17 protein-coding genes and 1 riboswitch are annotated in these 23862 nt (G+C 65.7%); of the genes, 2 read left to right on the forward strand and 15 right to left on the reverse strand.

All coding sequences use genetic code 11. From position 1 onward, the window contains the following. Positions 1-39: 39 nt before the first annotated feature. The 10 genes from AC5RTE_RS02845 to AC5RTE_RS02890 form a co-directional block, all read right to left on the reverse strand. Positions 40-1335, reverse strand: coding sequence for a hypothetical protein (locus AC5RTE_RS02845; protein ID WP_494039882.1), 1296 nt, complete (start codon positions 1333-1335; stop codon positions 40-42). 7 nt (positions 1336-1342) lie between these two features. Then, on the reverse strand, positions 1343-2068 hold the full coding sequence (nadD, locus tag AC5RTE_RS02850; RefSeq protein WP_494039883.1) for a nicotinate-nucleotide adenylyltransferase: 726 nt from the start codon (positions 2066-2068) through the stop codon (positions 1343-1345). Continuing rightward, positions 2013-2243: a hypothetical protein gene (locus AC5RTE_RS02855; protein ID WP_494039884.1), complete on the reverse strand. Its 231-nt coding sequence runs from the start codon at positions 2241-2243 to the stop codon at positions 2013-2015. Before AC5RTE_RS02855 ends, nadD begins: the two co-directional genes overlap by 56 nt. Before the next feature lie 77 nt (positions 2244-2320). Further along, on the reverse strand, positions 2321-3700 hold the full coding sequence (locus AC5RTE_RS02860; RefSeq protein WP_494039885.1) for a glutamate-5-semialdehyde dehydrogenase: 1380 nt from the start codon (positions 3698-3700) through the stop codon (positions 2321-2323). Positions 3701-3726: 26 nt separating this feature from the next. Further along, positions 3727-4878: a glutamate 5-kinase gene (proB, locus tag AC5RTE_RS02865; RefSeq protein WP_494039886.1), complete on the reverse strand. Its 1152-nt coding sequence runs from the start codon at positions 4876-4878 to the stop codon at positions 3727-3729. Next, a complete protein-coding gene (gene obgE / locus AC5RTE_RS02870; RefSeq protein WP_494039887.1) occupies positions 4868-6457 on the reverse strand; it encodes a GTPase ObgE in 1590 nt (529 codons plus the stop codon). Before obgE ends, proB begins: the two co-directional genes overlap by 11 nt. A 116-nt stretch (positions 6458-6573) precedes the next feature. Then, a complete protein-coding gene (gene rpmA / locus AC5RTE_RS02875; RefSeq protein WP_009372867.1) occupies positions 6574-6837 on the reverse strand; it encodes a 50S ribosomal protein L27 in 264 nt (87 codons plus the stop codon). Between the two features lie 59 nt (positions 6838-6896). After that, on the reverse strand, positions 6897-7205 hold the full coding sequence (rplU, locus tag AC5RTE_RS02880) for a 50S ribosomal protein L21 (RefSeq protein WP_306639081.1): 309 nt from the start codon (positions 7203-7205) through the stop codon (positions 6897-6899). A gap of 263 nt (positions 7206-7468) precedes the next feature. Then, entirely contained in the window at positions 7469-8989 is a 1521-nt protein-coding gene (gene thiD, locus AC5RTE_RS02885; RefSeq protein WP_494040144.1) for a bifunctional hydroxymethylpyrimidine kinase/phosphomethylpyrimidine kinase, read from the reverse strand. Between the two features lie 7 nt (positions 8990-8996). Continuing rightward, positions 8997-9094: riboswitch (TPP riboswitch) on the reverse strand. A gap of 211 nt (positions 9095-9305) precedes the next feature. Next, a complete protein-coding gene (locus AC5RTE_RS02890; RefSeq protein ID WP_494039888.1) occupies positions 9306-12782 on the reverse strand; it encodes an Rne/Rng family ribonuclease in 3477 nt (1158 codons plus the stop codon). A gap of 451 nt (positions 12783-13233) precedes the next feature. Here AC5RTE_RS02890 and AC5RTE_RS02895 point away from each other — a divergent pair, with 451 nt between their 5' ends. Then, entirely contained in the window at positions 13234-13917 is a 684-nt protein-coding gene (locus AC5RTE_RS02895) for a vitamin K epoxide reductase family protein (RefSeq protein ID WP_494039889.1), read from the forward strand. Positions 13918-13997: 80 nt separating this feature from the next. Here AC5RTE_RS02895 and ndk read toward each other — a convergent pair whose 3' ends face one another. The 5 genes from ndk to AC5RTE_RS02920 form a co-directional block, all read right to left on the reverse strand. Further along, positions 13998-14417, reverse strand: a complete 420-nt coding sequence (gene ndk, locus AC5RTE_RS02900; RefSeq protein ID WP_494039890.1) for a nucleoside-diphosphate kinase — start codon at positions 14415-14417, stop codon at positions 13998-14000. A 54-nt stretch (positions 14418-14471) separates the two neighbouring features. Then, positions 14472-14939, reverse strand: a complete 468-nt coding sequence (locus tag AC5RTE_RS02905) for a DUF4233 domain-containing protein (protein ID WP_494039891.1) — start codon at positions 14937-14939, stop codon at positions 14472-14474. 3 nt (positions 14940-14942) lie between these two features. Next, the gene (locus tag AC5RTE_RS02910; protein ID WP_494039892.1) at positions 14943-16301 is read right to left on the reverse strand and encodes a bifunctional folylpolyglutamate synthase/dihydrofolate synthase; all 1359 of its coding nucleotides are present in this window, start codon (positions 16299-16301) and stop codon (positions 14943-14945) included. Positions 16302-16304: 3 nt separating this feature from the next. Then, on the reverse strand, positions 16305-19637 hold the full coding sequence (gene ileS, locus AC5RTE_RS02915) for an isoleucine--tRNA ligase (RefSeq protein WP_494039893.1): 3333 nt from the start codon (positions 19635-19637) through the stop codon (positions 16305-16307). 393 nt (positions 19638-20030) lie between these two features. Further along, the gene (locus AC5RTE_RS02920; RefSeq protein ID WP_494039894.1) at positions 20031-20789 is read right to left on the reverse strand and encodes an SDR family oxidoreductase; all 759 of its coding nucleotides are present in this window, start codon (positions 20787-20789) and stop codon (positions 20031-20033) included. Between the two features lie 127 nt (positions 20790-20916). Between AC5RTE_RS02920 and valS the strand changes: the two genes are divergently transcribed. Further along, the gene (gene valS / locus AC5RTE_RS02925; protein ID WP_494039895.1) at positions 20917-23538 is read left to right on the forward strand and encodes a valine--tRNA ligase; all 2622 of its coding nucleotides are present in this window, start codon (positions 20917-20919) and stop codon (positions 23536-23538) included. The last annotated feature ends 324 nt before the right edge of the window (positions 23539-23862 follow it).

A 23862-nucleotide genomic window follows, 5' to 3' on the forward strand; every position in this document is an offset into this window, starting at 1 on the left:
CTTGTTGGTTTTGAAAGCTTGTGGTGCCGGCAGCGCCGGTCAGCGGGACATTCCGCTGATGATCAGGAGGATGCCGGCGATGAGGGCCAGGATCCCGAAGGCAAGGACAGAGAACTGAAGGATGCGGTTCCGGGTGGCCCGCGCCATTCCTGCCGTTGCCGCGTCCAGCGGATCCAGCCCGTGGGCCTGCCGGGCGGGCACACGGGGCAGGTCCTCGACGGCACTCCCGATGTGGTTCTCTGCCACCACTGCCGGCGCCAGGACCGCAGGCTTGGGCAGAACTGCTGCCTTCGCCGCAGCCTCTGCCCGGGCTAATACCTGCGAACGGCCGGGTCCGGCGTCGGACGAGGTCGGACGGTCACCGCCCGCGGGACGCCGCTTCCTGGTGCCGGACGGCACCACTTTCGTCCCGGGGCGTGTGGTGACCGGAACGTGGCTCGTGGCCGGTGGCTTCATGACCGGCCGGTCGACGCCCGGCACCTGGACGAATTCCAGAGGGGTGACCATCGCCAGGTTGCTGGCGGCCGAGGGAGCCGGCCGCTGCGCCGGAACGGGGGCCGGCTTCGGTCCTTGCTGCCGGGGCGCGGGGTCTTTGGGCGAGTCGGTGGCGGGGGCCGGTATGCCGGTCTGTTCGGCAAGCTTCTGCTTGGCCATGGCACGCCGGTTCATCACGGCCGCACGTTCCGCCAGGGCGATCTGCTCCGCCAGGATCTCCGGATCCACGGCTTCCGGATCCAGCGAGGCGATGTGCTGCATCTTCGCGATCTGGTTTTTGGCCTGCTCTGCGATCAGTGACCTGGCTGCCAAGGCCTGTTCGACGGTCATCCCATCCGGGGCCACTGGCGCCAGTGCAGGCGCGGCGGTTCCAACGGAAGCACCGCCTGGGAAAGGCTTGCCCTGTGGCTCTTGCGGGTCCTGCTCCCCTGCCTTGTTCCTGGCGGCGGCGGCGGGGGCTGCGGGAGCCTTGCCCTCTGAACCATCCGGCACGGCCGGGGCAACGATCGGGTTGGCACTGGTAAGCGCCTGTTCCTTGAGCTGCTGCAGGCGAAGCTGACGCCGGGTGGGCGGCCCTCCCGCTGCCAGCTGACCCTCTTTTTCTTCCAGTTCCTTGATGGTGCGCAGTGCCGCGCGGTCCCGCGCGCGGATTTGCGAAGAGCGCTGGGTGTGCGTCTGTTCAGGAGCCGTGGCTGCGGTGCCCGGGGCGGGACGGTTGGGAGCCGGGTTCTTTTGGGCAGGCGAAAGCTCGTCCGTGGCGGTGGACACGGATGACTGTTGCGCGTCCCTGGCCTTCCGGAGTTCCCGGCGGCTGCGGATGGGGGGCTGTTCCTGACTCATAGAGAACTCATTCAGTGCTGGCTGGTTCGCTTGCTTCGGAGATTGGAGCACTGGCACCCGCCGTGCCGTCCAGGTAAAGACCATACTTGGCGATGTACTGGACAACCCCGTCCGGCACGAGGTACCACACCGGATTGTTGTCCGCCACGCGGGTGCGGCAATCGGTGGAAGAAATGGCCATTGCGGGCACCTCAAGCAAACTGACGTCGCTGCGGCCCATGCCGTCGAGCACATGCCCCGGCCTGGTCACTCCCACAAAGTGGGCCAGTGACCACAACTCGTCGATGTCCTTCCAGGACAGGATCTGCGCCAGCGCATCGGCGCCGGTGATGAAGAAGAGATCCGCGTCCGGGCGCTGGGCCCGGAGGTCCCGCAGCGTGTCGATGGTGTAGGTGGGTCCAGGCCGGTCAACATCCACGCGGCTGACGGTAAAGCGCGGGTTGGACGCCGTGGCGATGACAGTCATGAGATAGCGGTGCTCAGGCTCGCTGACCTGTTTGTGGGACTTCTGCCAGGGCTGGCCGGTGGGAACAAAGACCACCTCGTCCAGATCAAACTCGGCAGCCACTTCACTGGCTGCCACCAGGTGGCCGTGATGGATGGGATCAAACGTCCCGCCCATGACGCCCAGGCGCAACCTGCCGTTGGCACCGTTATGGTGAAGTGCGCGGGAAATGTTAGTGGCCCTGCCCGTGGTCGTGCTTGTTGGGGTGCTGGCGGTGCGGATCCGCATGCTCCTCCGTTGCGGCATGGCGGTTGCCAAGGTTGGAGTAGGACAGCGTGATGAACATCATCACCAGCAGGATGGCGAAGATCACCACTCCGAAGACCCACGGCTCAGCCCACAGCGGGGCGAGTTCGTGCTCTTCGCCTTCGGCGATGGTCGTGGCAATCTGCTGGAACAGCATTTTCTCCCCTTGGGTTCAACAATTGTGGCAGCGGAAAGCTCCGCCGTTTCTGACTTCTGGTATATGTTACCGCGTTGCTACCCGCGGATCTGGCCCTCGCCCTGAACGATCCACTTGGTGGTGGTGAGTTCCGTCAGACCCATCGGGCCGCGTGCATGCAGCTTCTGGGTGGAAATGCCCACCTCGGCACCCAGGCCAAGCTCCCCGCCGTCGGTGAACCTGGTGGAGGCGTTGACGATGACGGCGGCGGAATCCACTTCGGCAATGAACCGCTCCGCGTTGGCGAGGTCGTTGGTGAGGATCGCCTCGGTGTGCCCCGTTGACCAGGTGCGGATGTGCTTCACGGCCTCGTCCATGCTGTCCACCATGGCAACAGCGAGGTCAAGGTCCATGTACTCGGTGGCCCAGTCCTCGTCAGTGGCAGGTTCGGACGCGATCGAAGCGGGAAGGGATGCCCTGACACGCTCGTCGGCGTGCAGCCGGACGCCGGCCTTGCTGAGGGCGGCGGCAACGGCAGGCAGGACCGTTGACCCGGAGTGGACCAGCAGCGTCTCGACCGTATTGCACACGCTGGGCCTCTGGGTTTTGGCGTTCAGCAGGATCTCCACGGCCATGTCTTCGCTGGCGGACTCGTCAATGAAGATATGCACATTCCCCTCCCCCGTCTCGATAACGGGAACAGCGGAGTTGGTGACCACAGTCTGGATGAGCTCGCGGCCGCCGCGGGGAATGAGCACGTCCACCCTGCCGCGGGCGCGCATCAGGACATTGGCGCCGGCACGGCCGTACTGGTCAACTGTCTGGACGGCGTCGGCAGGCAGGCCCACCGATTCGAGTGCCTCGCGCAGGATACGGACCAGCACTTCATTGGTGGCCTGGGCCGCACTGCCGCCCCGAAGGATAACGGCGTTGCCGCTCTTGAGGGCCAGGCCGGCAATGTCCACGGTGACGTTCGGCCGCGCCTCGTAGATGGCCGCCACCACGCCCATGGGTACGTTGACCTGCCGAAGGCGCAGCCCGTTGGGCAGGGTCTGCCCTCGGACCACGTTGCCCACGGGATCCGGCAGGCCGGCCAGGTTATCGAGGGCGGCCACGAGTCCCGCAATCCGGGTTTCTGTGAGGGTAAGCCGGTCCAGCATGGCGGCGGAGGTGCCGTTGGCCTTTCCAGCTGCGACGTCGGCGGCATTCGCAGAGAGGATGGCGGCGGTGCCCTCCTGCAGGGCAGTGCCCACGGCGCGAAGGGCCCGGTCCTTCCAGGCCCGGTTGGCCATGGCCATCCGCCGCGCAGCGTGGCGGGAACGGTCTGCGACGGCGTGCACTGCTGCCTCAACGTCACCGGAAGAAAGCGGAACGTCAGCCGGGACCGATGCTGCGGGGAACTCGACGGACGGCGCACCGGCAGGCGCAGCAGTGTCTCTGGAGTTTTCAGCGGTCTGGTGGATCAGGGCTTCAGTCATGCTCCAAGTTTAGGCGAGCCCGGGGCTCACACCAGCACGAGGTCATCCACATGAACAACTTCGCGGTCATAGCCGCTGCCCAAAGTCTCACCGAGGTCCCTGGTGGACCTGCCCAGCATCTGGGGCAGCTCGGCCGCGGAGTAGTTGACGAGTCCGCGGGCAACCACGGTGCCGTCGGCACTGGCGATCTCGACGGCGTCGCCGGCTTCAAAATCACCGTGCACCGCGGAGATTCCGGCGGGCAGCAGCGATGTGCGGTGATGGCGCACAGCTCTGACGGCGCCGTCGTCCAGCACCAGGCGGCCCTGGACGGACGCCACGTGAGCCAGCCACAACAGACGGACCGGCTTGCGGGCCCCGTTGACCGTAAACCACGTGCCCACGTCTTCGCCGTTCAGCGCGGCAGCGGCGTTGGGGGTGGATGTGACCAGGGCGTGGATGCCGGAGCCGGCGGCCATGGACGCAGCCTCCACCTTGGTCAGCATCCCGCCGGTACCGACACCGGCTTTGCCGGTCTTGCCGATGGACACGCCGTCAAGGTCGTGGGGGCCTTCCACGAGCGGAATCCTCTTGGCACCGAGCGAGGGCGGTCCGTCGTACAGGGAGTCGACGTCGGAGAGCAGCACCAGCGCGTCCGCGCGCACCAGGTGGGCCACCAGGGCTGCGAGGCGGTCGTTGTCGCCGAACCGGATTTCGTGCGTGGCTACAGTGTCATTCTCATTGACCACCGGGACCACGCCAAGGTTGAGCAGCCGGTCCAGGGCGCGGAACGCATTGGTGTGCTGGCTGCGCCGCATCAGGTCCTCGGCGGTGAGCAGGACCTGGCTGACGGTGACACCGTGTGCACCGAAGGCCTGGGTATAGCGGGCCATCAGCAGGCCCTGCCCAACACTCGCCGCTGCCTGCTGCGTGGCGAGATCGCGGGGACGCTTGGCAAGGCCCAGCGGAGCCAGGCCGGCGGCAATGGCACCGGAGGAGACGAGGATGATCTCGGTCCCCGTATTCCGCTTGGCGGCCAGGGCGTCCGCCAAGGCCGTCAGGGACTTCTCGGAGATGCCGCCCTTGATGCTTGTCAGTGACGACGAGCCCACCTTGACCACAACGCGGCCGGCGTTCGCAAGGACGCTCCTGTCCACGGACCGGGTGAGCGGTTCCGCAGCCACGGCCTTAGAACTCATCGCCTGCGTCCAGTCCACTCTCCTTGAGGGGCTTGGCCACCCTGCGGCTGCTGACGGACTCGGTCCAGATGCCGGCCTTGCGTTCCGCTTCCAGCTCGGCGCGGGCGGCGGCCTTGGCATCCTTGCGTTCCTGCTGCTCTTCGCGCTTCTGGCCGCGCGTGGGACGGTCACCGATGTCGGCAAAACGGATGTCGGTGCCGCGGGGAGAGGCCAGGAGTTCCGCGCCCGCCATCATGGTGGGTTCCCAGTCGAAGACGACGCCGTCGTCCCCGCCGATCACCACGGTGTCGCCGGGCTTGGCGCCCTGCTTGAACAACTCCGTCTCCACACCGAGCTTGGCCAGCCGGTCGGCCAGGTAGCCGATGGCTTCCTCGTTGGTGAAGTCCGTCTGCTTGACCCAGCGCTCCGGCTTCTCTCCCAGGACGCGGAACAGCGGCTCCAGGCCCTTTTCCTCGCGGCGGATCCTGAATCCGGATTCATTCACGGCCCGGGGCCGCAACACGGCCGGCTGGACCTTGGGCGGCGCGGCGGCCACTGCCTCGCGGGCAGCTTTAACGATGCCGGCCATGGCGAAGCCGAGCTGGCGGAGGCCCTCATGGCTGGTGGCCGACACCTCGAACACCTGGTAGCCGCGGGATTCGAGTTCCGGGCGGACGAACTCGGCCATGTCCTTGCCGTCGGGCAGGTCCACTTTGTTCAACGCCACGAGGCGGGGGCGGTGGTTCAGCGGAACAACTTCCCCGTCCTGCCCGGCGTAGCTCATGTCCACGGCGTACTTTTCCAGTTCGGCCTCGATGATCGCGAGGTCGGCGAGTGGGTCCCGGTCCGACTCGAGGGTGCCACAGTCAAGGACGTGGACCAGTGCGGCGCAACGCTCAACATGGCGCAGGAAGTGGTGGCCCAGTCCCCTGCCTTCGCTGGCGCCTTCGATGAGGCCAGGAACGTCGGCGATGGTGAAGCGCACGTCACCGGCCTGGACCACGCCGAGGTTGGGAACCAGCGTGGTGAAAGGATAGTCAGCAATTTTAGGCCTGGCCGCGGACATGGCGGCGATGAGGCTGGACTTGCCGGCGGACGGGAAGCCCACCAGGGCGATATCGGCGATCGACTTAAGCTCCAGGACGATGTCGCTGGACTCGCCCTCGATACCGAGCAGGGCGAACCCGGGTGCTTTGCGCTTCTGTGATGAGAGCGCGGCGTTGCCGAGGCCGCCGATGCCCCCTGCTGCGGCTACGTATTCGGCGCCTTCACCAACGAGGTCCGCGAGGACCGTGCCGTCCTTGGATTTGACCACGGTGCCGTCAGGGACGGGGAGTATCAGGGTTTCGCCGTTCTTGCCGCCACGCCAGTCACCCATGCCCGGGCCACCGTTGGTGGCGTGGCGGTGGGGTGCGTGGTGGTAGTCAAGGAGGGTAGTGGTCTGGTGGTCAACGCGAAGGATCACGTCGCCGCCATTGCCGCCGTTGCCGCCGTCGGGACCGCCAAGCGGCTTGAACTTTTCGCGGTGGACGGAGACGCATCCGTGACCGCCGGCACCGCCGGATACGTGCAGTACTACCCGGTCTACAAAGCTGGCCACGTGGTTCTCCTCAATGCTGTTTCCTGGACGCCGCGGGGCGCCAAGACGATTGTAATGCGGTTAAAAGAACAGTGGAGCGGACCAACTGGCCCGCTCCACCGCTTCAGAACTGTTTGTTACTCTGCAGCTGCAGCAGCAACGATGTTGACGACGCGACGACCGCGGCGGGTGCCGAATTCAACGGCTCCCGGGGTCAGTGCGAACAGGGTGTCGTCGCCGCCACGGCCAACGCCGGCGCCCGGGTGGAAGTGGGTGCCACGCTGGCGGACGATGATCTCGCCTGCGGAGACGACTTGGCCGCCGAAGCGCTTCACGCCGAGGTACTGAGCGTTGGAATCACGACCGTTGCGAGTGGAGCTCGCGCCCTTTTTATGTGCCATTTGAAATGCCTGCCTCTAAATTCTGGGGATCTGCTGAAAAACCTGAACAGTAACGAAGGTTACTGGATACCAGTGATCTTGACCTTGGTCAGTTCCTGGCGGTGACCCTGGCGCTTCTTGTAACCGGTCTTGTTCTTGAACTTCTGGATCACAATCTTCGGACCACGGAGGTCGTTCAGGATCTCAGCCGTAACAGTTACCTTGGCCAGGTCAGCAGCGGCGGTGGTGACCTTGTCACCATCAACCAGGAGCAGTGCGGGCAGCTGGATAGTGCTGCCAGCTCCACCGGCGACGCGGTTAAGGGTAACGAAGTCTCCAACGGAAACCTTCTCTTGGCGGCCGCCTGCGCGGACAATCGCGTACACCACTTGGGAACTCACTTCTCTCGACGTTTATTACAAAATTTGCGTGCGGAACCGGCCAATAAAAGCCTGGTTTCTCGCTGTGCCTCAACGCCGTGGGGTCATAACCCAAGTGTTGGCGTAAGCACCGAAGATCCAGAATACGCTAATTTTGGCTTCGGCCGCAAATGAGGCTGGTTCCGGCGGGCTGGCTGTGATAAGTACCACTGCTGAATCCCGGCCTCGGGACCGTGCCCCACCATACTACCGGCAAGGCCGCGGCCACGGTGTCAGGCATGGAGGCGCGGCGCGTCGAAGAAGTCCACTTCCAGGCGGCAGGACTGTTTGAATGCCGTGATCATGGCGGGCCGCTCGGCAGCGGAGGCCCTGCGTCCCGCTTCATCCACTATGGCAATGGCCCTGCGGGTGGCGGCGGCGAAGTCTTCGTCGGCATAGGTGCGCAGCCACTCCGCGTAAGGGTGCGCGGAAGGTTCACCGGCGGCAACAAACTGGGCGTGGAGCGTGGCGCCTACCTCGGCGTACAGCCAGAAGCAGGGCAGGACTGCCGCCGCGAGGACCGCATAACTGCCCGACGCCGAGGCCGCCGTCAGGTGGTCAACGTAGGACTTGGTGACGGGGCCGAGCCGGGGCAGGACCGAGCGCGCGCCCAGCCAGGAGCGGTGAAGCTCCGACTCGACCTCCAGGCACTGCCCGGCCGAAGCAGCCCAAAACAGTTGCTCCGCCTCGGTGGGCGCCAGCGAACTCGCCCTTGCCAGAACCCGTGAATAGCCGTTGAGGTAGAGGGCGTCCTGCGCGAGGTAGTACTCAAACTGGTGCTCCTGAAGGCTGCCCGTAGCCAGGTCGCGGATGAAGCCGAGGGCATAGATATCCTCCAGGTCCGGCTGCGCCTCACGCCGCAGCTGCGCCGCGAAGCTGCCTTCCGCCGGCACCGGCTGCAGGTGGTGGAAATGATGCACGGGCCCGTTGCCTGTCCCCACCTCCAGGGTTCCCGAGGCCTTGAGCGCGCCGGCGAGCCACGGCTTGGCTTCCCGGAGTGACGCTTCCCAGTCCCCCAGCCGCGCCTGGGCGGTGGCCATTGCAGAGGACAACGAACAGCCTGTGCCGTGGCTGTTCGTCGTTGCAAGCCGCTCCCCTGGCACCTCCACCACTTCATGGGACAGCAGGCCCAGGGTGTTGACCAGCGCGTCCGGGCACTCGTTGCCGTCCAGGTGGCCGCCCTTGACCAGTACGGTTGCGCCGCTGGCGGCTGCGAGGGCGCGGCCCTGGTCCAGCGCGCCGCCCCAGCTGTCCTGCAACTGCCCGCCCACAAGCATGGCGAGCTCCGCGAGGTTGGGGGTGATGAGGTGTGCCAGCGGCAGGAGTTCGCGCAGGGCCGTTTCGGCAGACTCGTGCAGGAGCCGGTCGCCGCTGGTGGCAACCATAACTGGGTCCAGGACCACGACGGCGGGCCGCACCTTCTGCAGCCACTGCGCCACCGTTCCAATGACGTCGGCGTTGCCGAGCATTCCGATTTTCACGGCGTCGATGGTGATGTCGTCGCTGATGGCGTCGAGTTGCTCTGCCAGGAATGCTGCAGGGGGCACGTGAACGGACCTTACTCCGTGCGTGTTCTGGGCTGTGAGGGCAGTGATGGCTGCCATCCCGTACCCCCCGAGGGCCGCGATGCTTTTCAAATCCGCCTGGATACCGGCACCGCCGGAAGGATCCGAGCCGGCGATGGACAGGACCCTGGGTACCTGCCGGCCCGGCAATGCCGGCGCAGTGGCGGGTCCAGGGGTGGCTGCGGGCATTACAAGAGTCGTAGACAAAGGACATCCCTTCGCCGGTGCTAACCGGACAGGTTCAACGGGTCTGAATCTCAGCCGGCTCTCTGCGCGGCACCCCGTGTCGGTTCCCCAGCCTAGCTTTTTTGCCCGCCCCAGGCTGAAGGTGACACATTGCGACCCGAAGCCGCACGCTGATGGCGCGCAGCTCCGCATCCCGCCCTGCGGGCCCTGCACGCAAAAGTCCCCGCCCGGTGGACAAATCCCCTGGAACTTCATGGGGTTTTGTCCACTGAACGGGGACTTGTTGAAACGCGCCGGTACGTGCCCGTGAGCGCTCCGGCTAGAGCTCCGAGGCCGGTACGCCTACGCCCAGGATGATGGGCGCCTCTGCGGGCTTTGTTGACGCTTTTTCAAGGCCGGCACCGCCGGCACCGGCCGGCGCCGGAGCCTTTGCCTCGTGGGTATGCCCTGTGCTGGCTGCCGCCACGCTTTCGTGATGCTGCACGGAGGTTTCGTTGGCTGCTCCCTGGGCGCGGCTGGCACTGCGGTTGCGCCGCGGGCGCCGTTGCCGGGACTGCTCCAGCGTGTGGTCCGTGTAGTCCTTCGCCGGTTCCCCGGCAGCGGCTGCAGCAGGCACGCGGGCCGGCTGTACCGGCTCCACGCGCTCCGCCGGTTTCTGCTCCGGTTCGGTCTGCTCAGGCTCCGCTTGTGCGGGCGCCGGCTGGCCCAGGTGGGCGAACGCTTCGGCAAGCCGGTCCAGGGTCAGTGCGGGCTTCTGCGGCTGCTCCTCAGCGTGGTCCACGAACGGCAGCACCACCTTCTCGCCGCCAAAGGTCAGCACGGCGGCCGGGCGCGCATCGTCGTCGCGGTTTGTTTCCACTGCGGGAGCCGGAGCAGGGGCGGGCGCGGAATGGTCCGCGGCAGCCAGCCTGGCTGCGGCCACTTCGTCGTCGTGCAAGTGGGCTGCATGCGCGGCGGCGGCGATGTTGGCAAGGGCCAGCCGGGTGGCTTCCGCCTTCGCGTGCCGCTCAGCGTCAGTGGGGTCGGGCTGGACTGTGTGGACGGGCACGGCAGGCGCGGGGGCAACCTCGGGCTGCTGGCCGCCACGGCCCCGCCGCCGCTTCCGGTCCGGACGCACGCCGGCCTGGCTGCTGTCGATGCGCGGGGCGTCATTGCGGTGGCCTTCGCTGCGGGGTTCCGGCCGGCTGTCGGTCCGCTGGACGTGGTGTTCGGCGGCTACGATGTTGGCCCGCCGGTGCTCAACGGGGTCGTCATGGGTGACGACACCGCGGCCGGCGCACGCTTCGCACTGCTCGCCGAAGACTTCCAGGAGTCCGGTGCCCATCCGCTTTCGCGTCATCTGCACCAGGCCAAGGGAGGTCACTTCGGCAACCTGGTGCTTGGTGCGGTCGCGTCCCAGGCATTCCACCATGCGGCGCAGAACGAGGTCGCGGTTGGATTCAAGGACCATGTCGATGAAGTCGATGACGATGATGCCGCCGATGTCGCGGAGGCGGAGCTGGCGGACCACTTCTTCAGCAGCCTCGAGGTTGTTTTTGGTCACCGTCTCTTCGAGGTTGCCGCCGCTGCCGGTGAACTTGCCGGTGTTGACGTCCACCACGGTCATGGCTTCGGTGCGGTCGATCACCAGCGAACCGCCGGACGGGAGGAAGACCTTCCGCTCCAGCGCCTTGTGGATCTGCTCGTCAATGCGCCAAGCAGCGAAGATGTCCTGGTCCTTGGTCCACTTTTCGAGGCGTCCCACCAGGTCCGGCGCCACATAGGTGACGTACGCCTCGATGGTGTCCCAGGCTTCCTCGCCTGAAACGATCAGCTTGGAGAAGTCTTCGTTGAAGACGTCACGGACCACCTTGATGGTGAGGTCCGGTTCGCCGTACAGCAGCTCAGGAGCAAGGATCTTGGTGGACTTCGACTGGCTTTCGATGCCTTCCCACTGCGCGCGCAGGCGGTTGATGTCGTGTGTCAGCTCTTCCTCGGACGCTCCCTCGGCGGCGGTGCGGACGATGACGCCCGCCTGCTCCGGGAGCCGGTCCTTGAGGATGCGCTTGAGGCGGTTGCGTTCTACGTCGGGCAGTTTGCGCGAGATGCCGGTCATGGAACCGCCGGGAACGAACACCAGGTAGCGGCCGGGGAGTGAGATCTGGCTGGTCAGGCGTGCGCCCTTGTGTCCCACGGGGTCCTTGGTCACCTGGACCAGCACGGTATCACCGGACTTGAGCGCATTTTCGATACGGCGCTGCTTGCCCTCGAGGTTGACGGCTTCCCAGTTCACCTCACCGGCGTAAAGGACGGCGTTCCGGCCGCGCCCGATGTCCACGAAGGCGGCTTCCATGGAAGGCAGCACGTTCTGGACCTTGCCGAGGTAGACGTTGCCGATCAGGGAATCCTGCTGGGTCTTCGACACAAAATGCTCGGCCAGGACGCCGTCTTCGAGGACGGCGATCTGGATTCTGTCGTCGCGCTGGCGCACAATCATCTGCCGGTCGACAGACTCGCGGCGGGCAAGGAATTCGGCCTCGGTAATGACGGTGCGGCGGCGGCCGGTGTCACGCGACTCGCGCCGGCGCTGCTTCTTCGCCTCCAGCCGGGTGGATCCCTTGACGCTGGTGACGCGGTTACTGACGGCCGGTTCAGTCACGGCGCGCGGTGCGCGCACGCGGGTAACCGTGTTGGGCGGATCGTCGTCTCCCCCACCCGTCAGTTCGAGGTCCTGGTCGCCACGGCGGCGGCGGCGGCGACGGCGGGACGTGACGCCTTCCTCCACCTGTCCCGCGGACTCCTCGTCGGCGTCGTCCGGGACATCTCCGTCAACATCTTCGCTGCCTTCGAGGTCGGTGTCGGCTTCCCGCTCTCCGAGGCGGCTGCGGCCGCGGCGGCCCCGTCCCCGGCGCCTGCGGCGGCCGTTGGCGTCTTCCGCATCGCCGTCCTCGGCGTCGTCCTCTCCAACCTCTTCCGCTACTGCGGGAGCCGGACGCACCACGGTGCTCAGGTCCGGCGCCTGGAACAGCACGGAGGTGGGGGAAGCGGGTTCCATGAAAAGGGAACCGAAGGGGCTGGAAGGAGCCGCGGGCGCCGTTTCCGCGGTGGCTGCCTGCGGTGCCTCAATGTTGGGAGCAGCCTGTGCGGCCTCCGGTTCGGGGGCTGGCTCTTCTGCAGCTTCTTCTGCAGGGGCCTCTGGTGCGTTCGGCCGGACTGCTGCTGCGGGCACTGCAGCGGCTGCCTCAGCAGCGCCGGCCGGAGTTACGGCTGCCGGGAGATCTGCGGGTGACTGGGTAGCGGCGGGTTCCCCTGCCGGCTCTGCCGCTGCGGCTGGGGGTTCCACTGCGACGGCAGGCGCGGAGGTCTTGCGCGTGGCAACCCGGCGGCGCCGGACGGGCTTCGTTTCAACGACTTCGGCGGCCGGCTCCGCGGCGTCGAGCCCAGGGGTCCCGGCGCTTGCACCGGCATCAGCACCGGTGTCCGGCGTGGAGTTAACGGCTGCTGATTCGGGTTCTGCGTCTTCGGCGAAGGCGGGGAGCGGTTCCGCTGCTTCTACCTTTTTCCGGGCACGCGTCCGCCGGACGGGAGCTTTGGCCTCCAAAGCGCCGGATTCCACAACATCCGCTTCCACTTCGACGGCGGCAGCTGCGGAAGGGTCAGCGCTGGCGGCGCCCTCTGCGGGAAGGTCCGTTGGCGGAGTCAGGGCCTCGGCTTTGGGAGCGGCCTTCCGGCGGGTCCTCGTAGCCTTTTTGGGGGCAGCGTCTGCCTCCGCGGCCGATGCTTCGTCGTTAACGGCTGAAACTTGTTCATTATCCATATGTGGCAACACTCCTGCCCCTGACGTACCGCCACATCCGGCACCCATTGGGGCACATATTGTCAAGACCCGCAGGCGTTGACAGAAGTCAAGTGGATACCCCCAGGTTCGCACCGGCAGTGGGGTGCGGCAGCCCGTGGGGGCCGGTGGGATGTTCTGAAACCCGTTGTTCTACGTGCCACAACCAGGTGCCGCGCAATGGAGTCGCGGGAGACTGCGTCGGTGAGACCGATGCCTGCCCTGCTCGTCATTGGCGGTCTTGGGAACAAGCCACCGGACCGGAGTCCGAATGTGGATCGGCTTCCAGCCACCATCATTCTCTCATACCCGGACTAAATCACGTCGGAGGCAGCACCGGATCCGCCGGCTGTTCCCGTCCGCCTGGACCTTCCTTCCAGCCTCCGGCGTTACAATCAGGCAAGGAGCACCGGATGAAAAGGACGCCACACCAATGCCCAGCATCTCCCCCCTCAGCAGCACCCCTGCACAGGAACGGAGCCTGAACCAGGACGCGGACCCGGCCGGGAGGACAGCAGGTGCTGTGCCGGCGATGACACGGAACAAGCCCTTCGGCTGGCTGCTGGTCATCACAGGAGTCATCGGCTGGCTCGCCTCGGGGACCCTGGTCCTGGAAAAGCTTGCAGTGCTTCAGGACCCCAACCACACCACCGTGTGCGACGTAAATCCCTGGATCTCCTGCGGCCAGGTGATGCAGACCTGGCAGAGCTCTCTGTTCGGTTTCCCCAATATGTTCATCGGGATCGTCGCGTTCGCCGTAGTTATCACGGTGGGCATGGGACTGCTGGCCGGAGCCACCTTTGCCCGCTGGTTCTGGGCAGGACTGCAGGCAGGCGTCACGCTCGGCTTTGTCTTTGTGGTGTGGCTGTGGTCGCAGGCCCTTTACGACATCCACGTGCTGTGCCCGTTCTGCATGATCGTTTGGGCGGCGATGATTCCCCTGTTCGTCTGGGTGACCATCCGGAACATCACCGCCGGGGTTATTCCGGTGCCGGCCAACGCGGCCCGGATCCTGGGCGATTCCGGGTGGATTATCACCGCACTGCTCTACGTGGCGGTCATTGCCACCATCTTCTTCGCCTTCATCCAGGTTTTCGCCGGAACTTCGGGCTTCTGACGCTGCAGCCCAGCCAAGCGAGGTGACAGATAAGGCCGATGTTCGCGAAGAACATCGGCCTTATCTGTCGTCCCGGACTGTTAGCCCTGGAACCAGATCTTGATCTCGCGCTCGGCAGAGTCCGTGGAGTCGGAGCCGTGCACCAGGTTCTGCTGGACCTTCACGCCCCAGTCGCGGCCGAAGTCCCCGCGGATGGTGCCGGGGGCGGCCGTAGTGGGGTCAGTGGTGCCGGCCAGGGCGCGGAAGCCTTCGACGACGCGGTGGCCTTCGAAGATGGCTGCCACCACCGGACCGGAGAGCATGAACTCGACCAGCGGCTCGTAGAAGGGCTTGCCCACGTGTTCCTCGTAGTGCTGCTCCAGCAGCTCACGGGATGCCTCCACCTTCTTCAGCTCCGCCAGGGTGTAGCCCTTGGCTTCGATCCGGGCCAGGATGGCCCCGGTGAGGTTGCGGGCGACGCCGTCGGGCTTGATCAGGACGAGGGTGCGCTCAGTAGTCACAACTGCTCCAATGCGTTGGTAGAGGTTTTCGGGTCAAGTCTACGGTGACTTTGTTTAGGGGGACGGGGGCTGCTGGCCGGGCCCCGCGGACTCTTCCGGATGGGCCGCTTCCCAGGCCGCCTGCTCGCGGGCCCTTTCACCGGCTTCCCGGTCCAGCCGGATTCCGGTACGGATCCCGTACCACCAGGCTGCTGCGAACAGGGCACCCACCAGGAACATGGCAGGCTCGAAGATGCCGGTGAGGATCAGGACAAGCTGCAGGATCCAGCCAAGCCCAATGCCCCACGGTTTGGTGAGGAAGGCGCAGGCCACAATCATCAGCACGCTCAGGCCGATTCCCACCCCGAGGATGAGTGCGGGCGGGAACTCCCCGCGGCGAAGCCCGAACACCGCCAGGGTGGCGAAGAACATAACAAAGGCTTCCAGGAGCAGCACGGTGGACGCGAACATCACTTTGGTGGAGCGCCGCTTCCTGGGCATGCCCGGCCGCCATTCGCGCTGGGCTTTGGTCAGCTTCGCCATCGGCTATGCCTCCGTCTTCCCGAGCAGGATGCGGGCCTCGGCCACCAGTGTGATGGAGCCTGTGACCAGAACGCCGCCGGAAAGGTCGTCGTTCGCTTCGGCGCGTTCCACAGCCCACTCCAGGGCGTCATCGAGTTTCTCCGCTACGTGCACGTTGTCTTCGCCGAAGCCGAGATCGATGGCGAGCTCGGCCAGTTCGGCTGCCGGCACGGCGCGCGGTGAATTGGACTGCGTAAAGCAGAACTCCTCCGCCATCCCGCCCAGGGATTCCTTGAGCTGGCGCAAAATCTCTTCGGCGTCCTTCTCCTTGAGGATGCCCACCACCGGGACAAGCCTGGTGAAGGTAAAGGCCTCCTGAAGGGCAGCCGCGGAAACTTTGACGCCGTCGGGGTTGTGGGCGGCGTCCACCACGATGGTGGGCGCTGTGCGGACCACCTCAAGCCGGCCGGGCGAAGTGACCTCCGCGAAGCCCTCCTGGAGCACGTCGAACCCAAGTTCCTTTTCGCCGCCGAAAAACGCTTCCAGCGCTGCAACGGCAACTGCTGCGTTCTGCGCCTGGTGTGCCCCGTGGAGCGGCACCAGCAAGTCCGGGTAGCGGCCGGCAATGCCCTGGATGGTGACCATCTGGCCGCCGACTGCCACGGTCCGGGACTCGACGCCGAACTCCACTCCCTCGAACTTGAAGGGCACGCCAACGTCCTTGGCCTTCTCCAGCAGGACCTGGGCGGCGTCCAGCGGCTGGGCGGCGCTGACGAGGTAGCCGCCGGGCTTGATGATGCCGGCCTTTTCGTAGGCGATGTCTTCGGTGGTGTCCCCGAGCAGGTCGGTGTGGTCCAGCGAAATGGGTGTGACCACCGAAACCTGCCCGTCCCCCACGTTGGTGGCGTCCGTAATGCCGCCCAGGCCCACCTCAATGACCGCCACGTTAACGGGCTGGTCCGCGAAGACCGCAAAACCAAGGATGGTGAGGCACTCGAAGTACGTCAGCCGCGGCTGGCCCTCTGCCTCCAGCTCGGCGTCGACAATCTGCAGGTACGGCCGGATCTCATCCCAGATCCGGACGAAGGTCTCGTCCGGGACGGGATGGCCGTCGATGCTGATCCGTTCGGTGACCTTCGTCAGGTGCGGACTGGTGTACCGTCCGGTGCTCAGGCCGTGGGCCCGCAGGACCGATTCGATCATCCGGGCGGTGGACGTTTTGCCGTTGGTCCCGGTGACGTGGATGATCGGGAACGCTTTGTTCGGCTCCCCCAGCACGTCCATCGCCCGGAACAGCGGGGCAAGCCGCGGCTCCATCTTGTTTTCCGGCGCCCGGCCCAGCAGTTCGGCGTAGACGCTCTCTACGGAAAATTCGTCAGTCATGGATTACGCCTCTACTTTTTCGACGCCGACAGCCGGCTCTGCGATATCAGTGGGTTCCGCCGTGAGGTCCACGGTGAGCGTTTCGCCCTTGACCAGGTCAGCGTTGGCAAGCAGGGCGTCGACGACGTTCTGCGGGGCCGTCACTGAGGTCCGGATGCGGTCGCTGACCTTCAGCCCGGCGTCCTTGCGTGCCTGCTGGATGGCACGGACCATGTCGCGCGCCAGGCCTTCGGCTTCCAGTTCGGGGGTGACCTCGGTGTTGAGGACGACGAATCCGCCGCCCGGCAGGACAGCGACTGCTTTCGTTGATTCAGCAGGTCCGCCCTCGGAATCAGCCACCACTGTCTCCAGCGTGTACTCCTGCGGTTCCAGCTGGAGCCCGCCGGCGGTGACCGTACCGGCGTCGTCCACGGACCAGTCGCCGGACTTGGAGCCCTTGATGGCCAGCTGCACGTTTTTGCCCAGGCGCGGGCCGGCGGCACGGGCATTGACCACCAGCTTCTGCTGGATGCCGAACTCCTCGGGCGAGGCAGTGGCCGCATCCAGCAGGCGGACTGAGCGGAGGTTGAGCTCATCGGCCACGACGCCGGCAAAACCGGTGAGGGCGTCGGCGCCCGGTGCCACGACCGTCAGTTCCTGCAGCGGCAGGCGGACACGGAGGTTTGCTCCCTTGCGGAGGGAGGACCCGGTGGAGCAGATCTGCTGGACCTTGTCCATGGCCTCCACCAGGTCCGGGCTGGCCGGGAACAGGTTGGCGTCCGGCCAGTCGGCCAGGTGCACGGAGCGGCCTCCGGTCAGGCCGCGCCAGATTTCCTCGGTGACCAGCGGCAGGAGGGACGCGGCCACGCGGGACACGGTTTCCAGTGCGGTGTACAGGGCGTCGAAGGCGTCCTGGTCTTCATTGAAAAACCGCTGGCGGCTCCGGCGGACGTACCAGTTGGTCAACATGTCCAGGTAGCTGCGCAGTTCGTCGCAGGCGCCGGAGATGTCATAGGTGTCCAGCTGAACCGTCATGTTCCGGACCAGTTCGCCGGTGTTGGCCAGCAGGTACTGGTCCAGGGTGTCGGCGTACCCGTCGTAGCGGAGCTGGGCGTCATACCCTGCGCCGCCGGCCGCGGCGTTGGTGTACAGCGTGAAGAAGCTGTACACGTTCCACAGCGGCAGGATGACCTGGCGGACGCCGTCGCGGATCCCCTGCTCGGTGACCACCAGGTTGCCGCCGCGGAGGATGGGGCTGGACATCAGGAACCAGCGCATGGCGTCCGAGCCGTCGCGGTCCAGCACCTCGGAGACGTCCGGATAGTTGCGCAGGCTCTTGGACATCTTCTGCCCGTCGGAGCCCAGCACGATGCCGTGGCTGATGACGTTGCGGAAGGCTGGCCGGTCGAACAGCGCCGTGGAAAGGATGTGCAGCATGTAGAACCAGCCGCGCGTCTGGCCGATGTACTCCACGATGAAGTCCGCAGGGTTGTGGGTGTCGAACCAGGCCTCGTTCTGGAACGGGTAGTGCACCTGGCCGTAGGGCATGGAGCCGGAGTCGAACCAGACGTCCAGCACATCCTCCACGCGGCGCATCACCGACTGGCCCTCTTCCGGAGTGCGGGGGTCATCCGGGTTGGGCCGGGTCAGGTCGTCGATGAACGGGCGGTGCAGGTCAACCTGGCCGTCCTTGTTCAGCGGCAAGCGGCCGAAGTCCGCTTCGATCTCGGCGAGGGAGCCGTAGACGTCGGTGCGGGGATATTCGGGATCGCTGGACTGCCACACCGGGATGGGGCTGCCCCAATACCGGTTGCGGCTGATGGACCAGTCGCGGGCGTTTTCGAGCCACTTACCGAACTGGCCGTCCTTGACGTTGCCGGGGATCCAGTTGATCTCCTGGTTCAGTTCGGACATGCGGTCCTTGAACTTGGTGACTTCCACGTACCAGGAGGACACGGCCCGGTAGATCAGCGGGTTGCGGCAGCGCCAGCAGTGCGGGTAGCTGTGTTCGTAGCTGGCCTGGCGGACCAGGCGGCCCTGGGCGCGCAGCACCTGCGTGATGGGCTTGTTGGCTTCGAAGACCTGCAGGCCCACGATGTCGTGAAGGTCGCCGTGCTTGAAGAGCGGGAGGAACTTTGCGCCTTCGTCAACGGAGAGGATCACCGGGATGCCGGCCTCCTCGCAGACCTTTTGGTCATCCTCGCCGTAGGCCGGGGCCTGGTGGACGATGCCGGTGCCGTCGGTGGTGGTGACGTAGTCGGCCACGAGGAACCGCCAGGCGTTTTCCATGCCGTATTTTTCGTTGTCCGCGAAGTCGTGCCACAGCGGCTGGTACGCCAGGCCTTCCAGCTCTGCGCCGGTGTGCGTGGAGACGACGGCGGCCTGCGCTGCCTCGAAGTCGTCGTACCCGAGGTCCCTGGCATAGTTGGCCAGCAGGTCCGCAGCGAGCAGGAAGCTGCCGCTCACGGGTGCGTCGGCGGAGGCGGCTTTGATGCCGTTGGGTCCCGCGGGCAGTACGGCGTAGGTAATGGCGGGCCCGACGGCGAGCGCGGCGTTGGTGGGAAGCGTCCAGGGTGTGGTGGTCCAGGCCAGCGCCTGCACGCCGGCGAGCTGCCGGGACAGTTCCGATTCGCCGGCAGTGATGGGGAAGGTCACCGTTACCGTCTGGTCCTGGCGGTTCTTGTAGACGTCGTCGTCCATGCGCAGCTCGTGGTTGGACAGCGGCGTCTCATCCTTCCAGCAGTAGGGCAGCACGCGGTAGCCGTTGTAGGTGAGGCCCTTTTCGTGGAGCTGCTTGAACGCCCAGAGGACGGACTCCATGTACTCGACGTTGAGGGTCTTGTAGTCGTTGTCGAAATCCACCCACCGTGCCTGGCGGGTCACGTAGTTGCGCCACTCGTCGGCGTACTTCATGACGGAGGCGCGGCAGGCGTCGTTGAACTTGTCGATGCCCATGGCTTCGATCTGGGTCTTATCCGTCATGCCCAGCTGCTTCATGGCTTCCAGCTCTGCCGGCAAGCCGTGGGTGTCCCAGCCGAAGCGGCGCTCCACGCGCTTGCCGCGCTGGGTCTGGTAGCGGCCCACCAGGTCCTTGGCGTAGCCGGTCAGCAGGTGGCCGTAGTGCGGCAGGCCGTTGGCGAAGGGCGGCCCGTCGTAGAAGACGAACTCGTTGCTGCCGGGTGCACCGCCCGGGGCGTCGGCGCTGCGCTGGTCGATGCTGGCCTGGAAGGTGCCGTCCTGGTCCCAGTATTTGAGGATGCGCTCTTCGATTTCCGGGAACTTCACGGAAGCGGAGACACCTGCACCCCTGGAGGAGGTGCCACTGGTGGCGGCTGAGGCCTTCGGGTAATACGTCATTCTCGACATCCTGGGTTGAGCTGGGCGAACTGCCGGCCGGGGCCTTCAGTTCCGTTCAGGATGCGAGGACGGTTGCCGTGCTGTCCGCCTGGACTTCACGCTCACCGCGGTACCACCTCACTTACCGGCGCTGCCAGTTCCCGGGGGAACAGGCGTGCTCCGGCCTCTCATTACTGCTGTGACGGGCTTACCCGTCCGGTTCTACTGACGCTTCCCACCTGGCCGGCGGTTAACGCGTTCTTCCGGAAGCTCACCGGTGATAGCCGGGTCGTAGCCGCTTTCGAGTCTACTATTCCCGGGCCCGGGCCACCAATAAGAGTTGGCAGATGGACGGTGCCGGAAGCCGCAGTGCACGCCGCCGCCTCGGCCTGCCTCGTGCCGCCGTCGGGCTGGCTAACCCTTGCGGATGATTTTGTGGTTGGCGGCCTGGGCCACCGGACGGATCACGATCTGGTCCAGGTTGACGTGGTGCGGTGCAGTTACGGCGTAACGGACTACCTCCGCCACGTCTTCTGCCGTAAGCGGCTTCTCAACTCCCTGGTAGACCTTTTCGGCGGCCTGCGGGTCACCCAGCCGGTTCAAGGCAAATTCCTCGGTTTGAACCAGGCCGGGCGCCACTTCGATCACCCGGATGTTGTTTGCCACTTCCTCGAGCCGCAGCGCACCGGTCATGGCGTGCTGCGCGGACTTGGCAGCGTTGTAGCCGCCCCCGCCCTCGTAGGCCGATATGCCCGCCGTGGAGGTCAGGTTCAGCACAGTGCCTTCGCCGTGGGCGCGGAGCATCGGCAGGAACGCCCTGGTGAGCTTCATGGTGCCCAGGACGTTGACACGGTACATCCACTCCCAGTCCTCGGTACTTGCGTCGCCGATGGTGTCCGCTCCCCTGGCTCCGCCCGCAATGTTGACCAGGGTGTCTATGCCCCCCGCTTCGGTCACCCGGGCAAGCAGCCGGGACACGTCGTCGTCCTCTGAGATGTCAGCAGGAAGCGCGACGGCGCCAGTCTCGGCTTCGAGGGCGGCAAGACGCTCTGCACGGCGGGCCACCGCGAACACCGTCCACCCCTGGGCTGCCAGCGCGCGGACCGTTGCCTCCCCGATTCCGCTGCTCGCACCGGTTACCAAAGCTGCCTTTTCCTGGAAGTCCGAAGTCATTGCACCACCCTAGCGCCAGCCGTCCGGCGAAGGCCGGAAGCTGTGTCGGCCTGTGACGCTGGTGCCCGCGCTGCGCGGCTGATGCCCTCCGGCAGGCGGACGTGCGGGGACATGAAACAATTGGCAGATGGCTGAAGACACTCAGGGTACAGACACGCCCAACACCGCCCCCATCAACGTTCCGGACAAGCCGGCCCTTGAAGGCCTCGAAGCTGCCTTGACGCAGCGCTGGCTTGCCGAGGGGACCTACAAGTTCAACAGGGAAACCACCCGGGAGCAGGTCTATTCGATCGACACTCCCCCTCCCACCGCTTCCGGATCACTGCACGTGGGGCACATGTTCTCCTACACGCAGACCGACGTGCTGGCGCGCTACCAGCGCATGACCGGCAAGAACGTCTTCTACCCCATGGGCTGGGATGACAACGGCCTGCCCACTGAACGCCGAGTGCAGAACTACTACGGCGTCCGCTGCGACCCTTCCATTCCGTACAACGCTGACTACCAGCCGCCGGCACAGCCAGCCAAGAACCAGCGTGACTTCGACGTCGTCTCCCGCAGGAACTTCATCGAACTGTGCGAGGAACTTGCCGTCGAGGACGAGAAGGTCTTCGAAAACCTGTTCCAGACCCTTGGCCTGTCCGTGGACTGGGAACTGACGTACCGCACCATCGACGACAACTCGCGCGCAGTCTCCCAGCGGGCCTTCCTGGCCAACCTGGCTGCGGGCGACGCCTACATGGCCGAGGCGCCCACCCTCTGGGATGTCACCTTCCGCACGGCCGTCGCGCAGGCCGAACTGGAGGACCGCGAGGTGCCCGGGGCGTACTACCGCTACCCGTTCTTCACCGAGGACGGGGAGAAGATCTACATCGAAACCACCCGTCCCGAACTGCTGGCTGCCTGCGCCGCACTGGTGGCGAATCCCGACGACGAACGGTACCAGCCGCTGTTCGGCAAGAAGGTCACGTCCCCGGTGTTCGGCGTCGAGGTTGAAGTTAAGGCCCACCCACTCGCCAAAGCGGACAAGGGGTCCGGCATCGCCATGGTGTGTACCTTCGGCGACCTGACTGACGTGACCTGGTGGCGCGAACTGCAGCTTCCTACCCGCGCCATCGTGGGGCGGGACGGCCGGATCATCAGCGAGGCTCCCGAATGGATCACCACCGACATCGGCCGGGAAGCCTTCGCCGCCATTGCGGGCAAGACCGTCTTCAGCGCCAAGGAAGAGGTGGTCAAGCTCCTCACCGCTGCGGACCTGCTCGAGGGCGAGCCCAAAAAGATCATGCACCCCGTCAACTTCTACGAAAAGGGCGACAAGCCCCTTGAAGTGGTGACATCCCGCCAGTGGTACATCCGCAACGGCGGCCGGGACGAGGACCGGCGTGAGCGGCTTATCGCCCGCGGCCAGGAAATCGACTTCCACCCCGCCTTCATGCGCTCACGCTATGAGAACTGGATCTCCGGCCTGAACGGTGACTGGCTGGTCTCCCGCCAGCGCTTCTTTGGCGTGCCCATCCCCGTCTGGTACCCCCTGGATGCCGACGGCAACCCGGACTACGACTCCCCCATCGTGCCGTCCGACGACCAGCTCCCCGTGGACCCGGCTGCCGACGCCGCCCCCGGCTTCGATGAAGCCCAGCGCGATGTTCCCGGCGGCTTCACCGGCGACGCTGACATCCTTGACACATGGGCTACGTCCTCCCTGACACCTAAGATCGTGGGCGGCTGGAAGCGTGATGAGGACCTGTTCGCGAAGGTGTTCCCGTTTGACGTCCGGCCCCAGGGCCACGACATCATCCGGACCTGGCTTTTTTCCTCGGTGGTCCGCGCGGACGCCCTGGAGAACAGCGCCCCGTGGAAGCATGCTGCCATCTCGGGCTGGATCCTCGACCCGGACCGCAAGAAGATGTCCAAGTCCAAGGGCAACGTGGTGGTCCCCACCGACGTCCTGGAGGAATACGGCTCCGACGCTGTCCGCTACTGGGCCGCTTCGGCGAAACTGGGGGCCGACACCGCCTACGAGATCGCCCAGATGAAGATCGGCCGCCGCCTGGCCATCAAGCTGCTGAACGCCTCGAAGTTTGTCCTGAACCTCGGCGCAACAGAAGCATCGGTGCTCTCCGGCGATCTACCGGTACTGACCAACCCCTTGGACCGGGCAGTTCTTGCCCAGCTCGCGGAGGTCGTGGCCCAGTCCACCAGGGCGTTCGAAAACTACGATTACGCCCGCGCGCTGCAGATCACCGAAAGCTTCTTCTGGCAGTTCACGGACGACTACGTGGAACTTATCAAGGACCGGGCATACGGCGCCGCGGGTGAGGCCGAACAGGCTTCCGTGCTCGCAGCACTGGCCACCACCCTGGACACCCTGCTCCGGCTGTTCGCACCGTTCCTGCCCTTTGCCACTGAAGAGGTCTGGGGATGGTGGCGCAACGGCTCGGTGCACCGGGCGCCGTGGCCCGCACCGCTGGACGTTCCCATCGGTGACACCACGATGCTTGCCACCGTCGGTGTTGCGCTGAGCGGAGTCCGCAAGGCGAAGTCCGAGGCAAAGGTCAAGCAGCGGACAGAGGTTCTCTCGGCCACCATCACGGCCTCCGAAGCGCTTACCGCACAGCTGGAGGCGGGGCTTGGCGACCTGAAGGCCGCGTCGAACGCCCGGGAAATTACCCTGCTGGTGGGCGACGGCGACCTGACGGTGAGCGACGTGGCCCTGGCTGCCTCGGAGGAGCCGGCCCAGGCCTGACCGGACTAACCGTCCCAGGGCAAAGGGGAAGCCCCATCAGCGTTTTGCCGTTGGTGGGGCTTCGACTTTTTCGGCCATCTGGTGACGCCTTGATGGTCTGGCAGAATCCTCAGAATCTTCAGGTCTTCCTACCTCGTCACTGGTAGCCTGCTTCTAACTTTGCCGATGGCTGCGTTTGAATACATGTCACTGAATCTTTGGTTTCTGCGTCCCTCTTCTTTCGAAGGGGGTAAAACCATTCTTGTCCTGCCCTCGGGGAAGCACAAGAGCCCCGGTGAAACTACAAACGAGTAGTTCCAGCGGGGCTCTTCGGCTCCCTGCCGC

The sequence above is a fragment of the Arthrobacter sp. K41 genome (assembly GCF_059089645.1).

Bases quoted from the DNA above. Each gene is read 5' to 3' on its own strand.
- AC5RTE_RS02845 (WP_494039882.1), bottom strand. From the start codon at position 1,335: ATGAGTCAGGAACAGCCCCCCATCCGCAGCCGCCGGGAACTCCGGAAG.
- nadD (WP_494039883.1), bottom strand. From the start codon at position 2,068: ATGCGGATCCGCACCGCCAGCACCCCAACAAGCACGACCACGGGCAGG.
- AC5RTE_RS02855 (WP_494039884.1), bottom strand. From the start codon at position 2,243: ATGCTGTTCCAGCAGATTGCCACGACCATCGCCGAAGGCGAAGAGCAC.
- AC5RTE_RS02860 (WP_494039885.1), bottom strand. From the start codon at position 3,700: ATGACTGAAGCCCTGATCCACCAGACCGCTGAAAACTCCAGAGACACT.
- proB (WP_494039886.1), bottom strand. From the start codon at position 4,878: ATGAGTTCTAAGGCCGTGGCTGCGGAACCGCTCACCCGGTCCGTGGAC.
- rpmA (WP_009372867.1), bottom strand. From the start codon at position 6,837: ATGGCACATAAAAAGGGCGCGAGCTCCACTCGCAACGGTCGTGATTCC.
- thiD (WP_494040144.1), bottom strand. From the start codon at position 8,989: ATGCCCGCAGCCACCCCTGGACCCGCCACTGCGCCGGCATTGCCGGGC.
- AC5RTE_RS02890 (WP_494039888.1), bottom strand. From the start codon at position 12,782: ATGGATAATGAACAAGTTTCAGCCGTTAACGACGAAGCATCGGCCGCG.
- AC5RTE_RS02895 (WP_494039889.1), top strand. From the start codon at position 13,234: ATGCCCAGCATCTCCCCCCTCAGCAGCACCCCTGCACAGGAACGGAGC.
- AC5RTE_RS02905 (WP_494039891.1), bottom strand. From the start codon at position 14,939: ATGGCGAAGCTGACCAAAGCCCAGCGCGAATGGCGGCCGGGCATGCCC.
- AC5RTE_RS02910 (WP_494039892.1), bottom strand. From the start codon at position 16,301: ATGACTGACGAATTTTCCGTAGAGAGCGTCTACGCCGAACTGCTGGGC.
- ileS (WP_494039893.1), bottom strand. From the start codon at position 19,637: ATGACGTATTACCCGAAGGCCTCAGCCGCCACCAGTGGCACCTCCTCC.
- AC5RTE_RS02920 (WP_494039894.1), bottom strand. From the start codon at position 20,789: ATGACTTCGGACTTCCAGGAAAAGGCAGCTTTGGTAACCGGTGCGAGC.
- valS (WP_494039895.1), top strand. From the start codon at position 20,917: ATGGCTGAAGACACTCAGGGTACAGACACGCCCAACACCGCCCCCATC.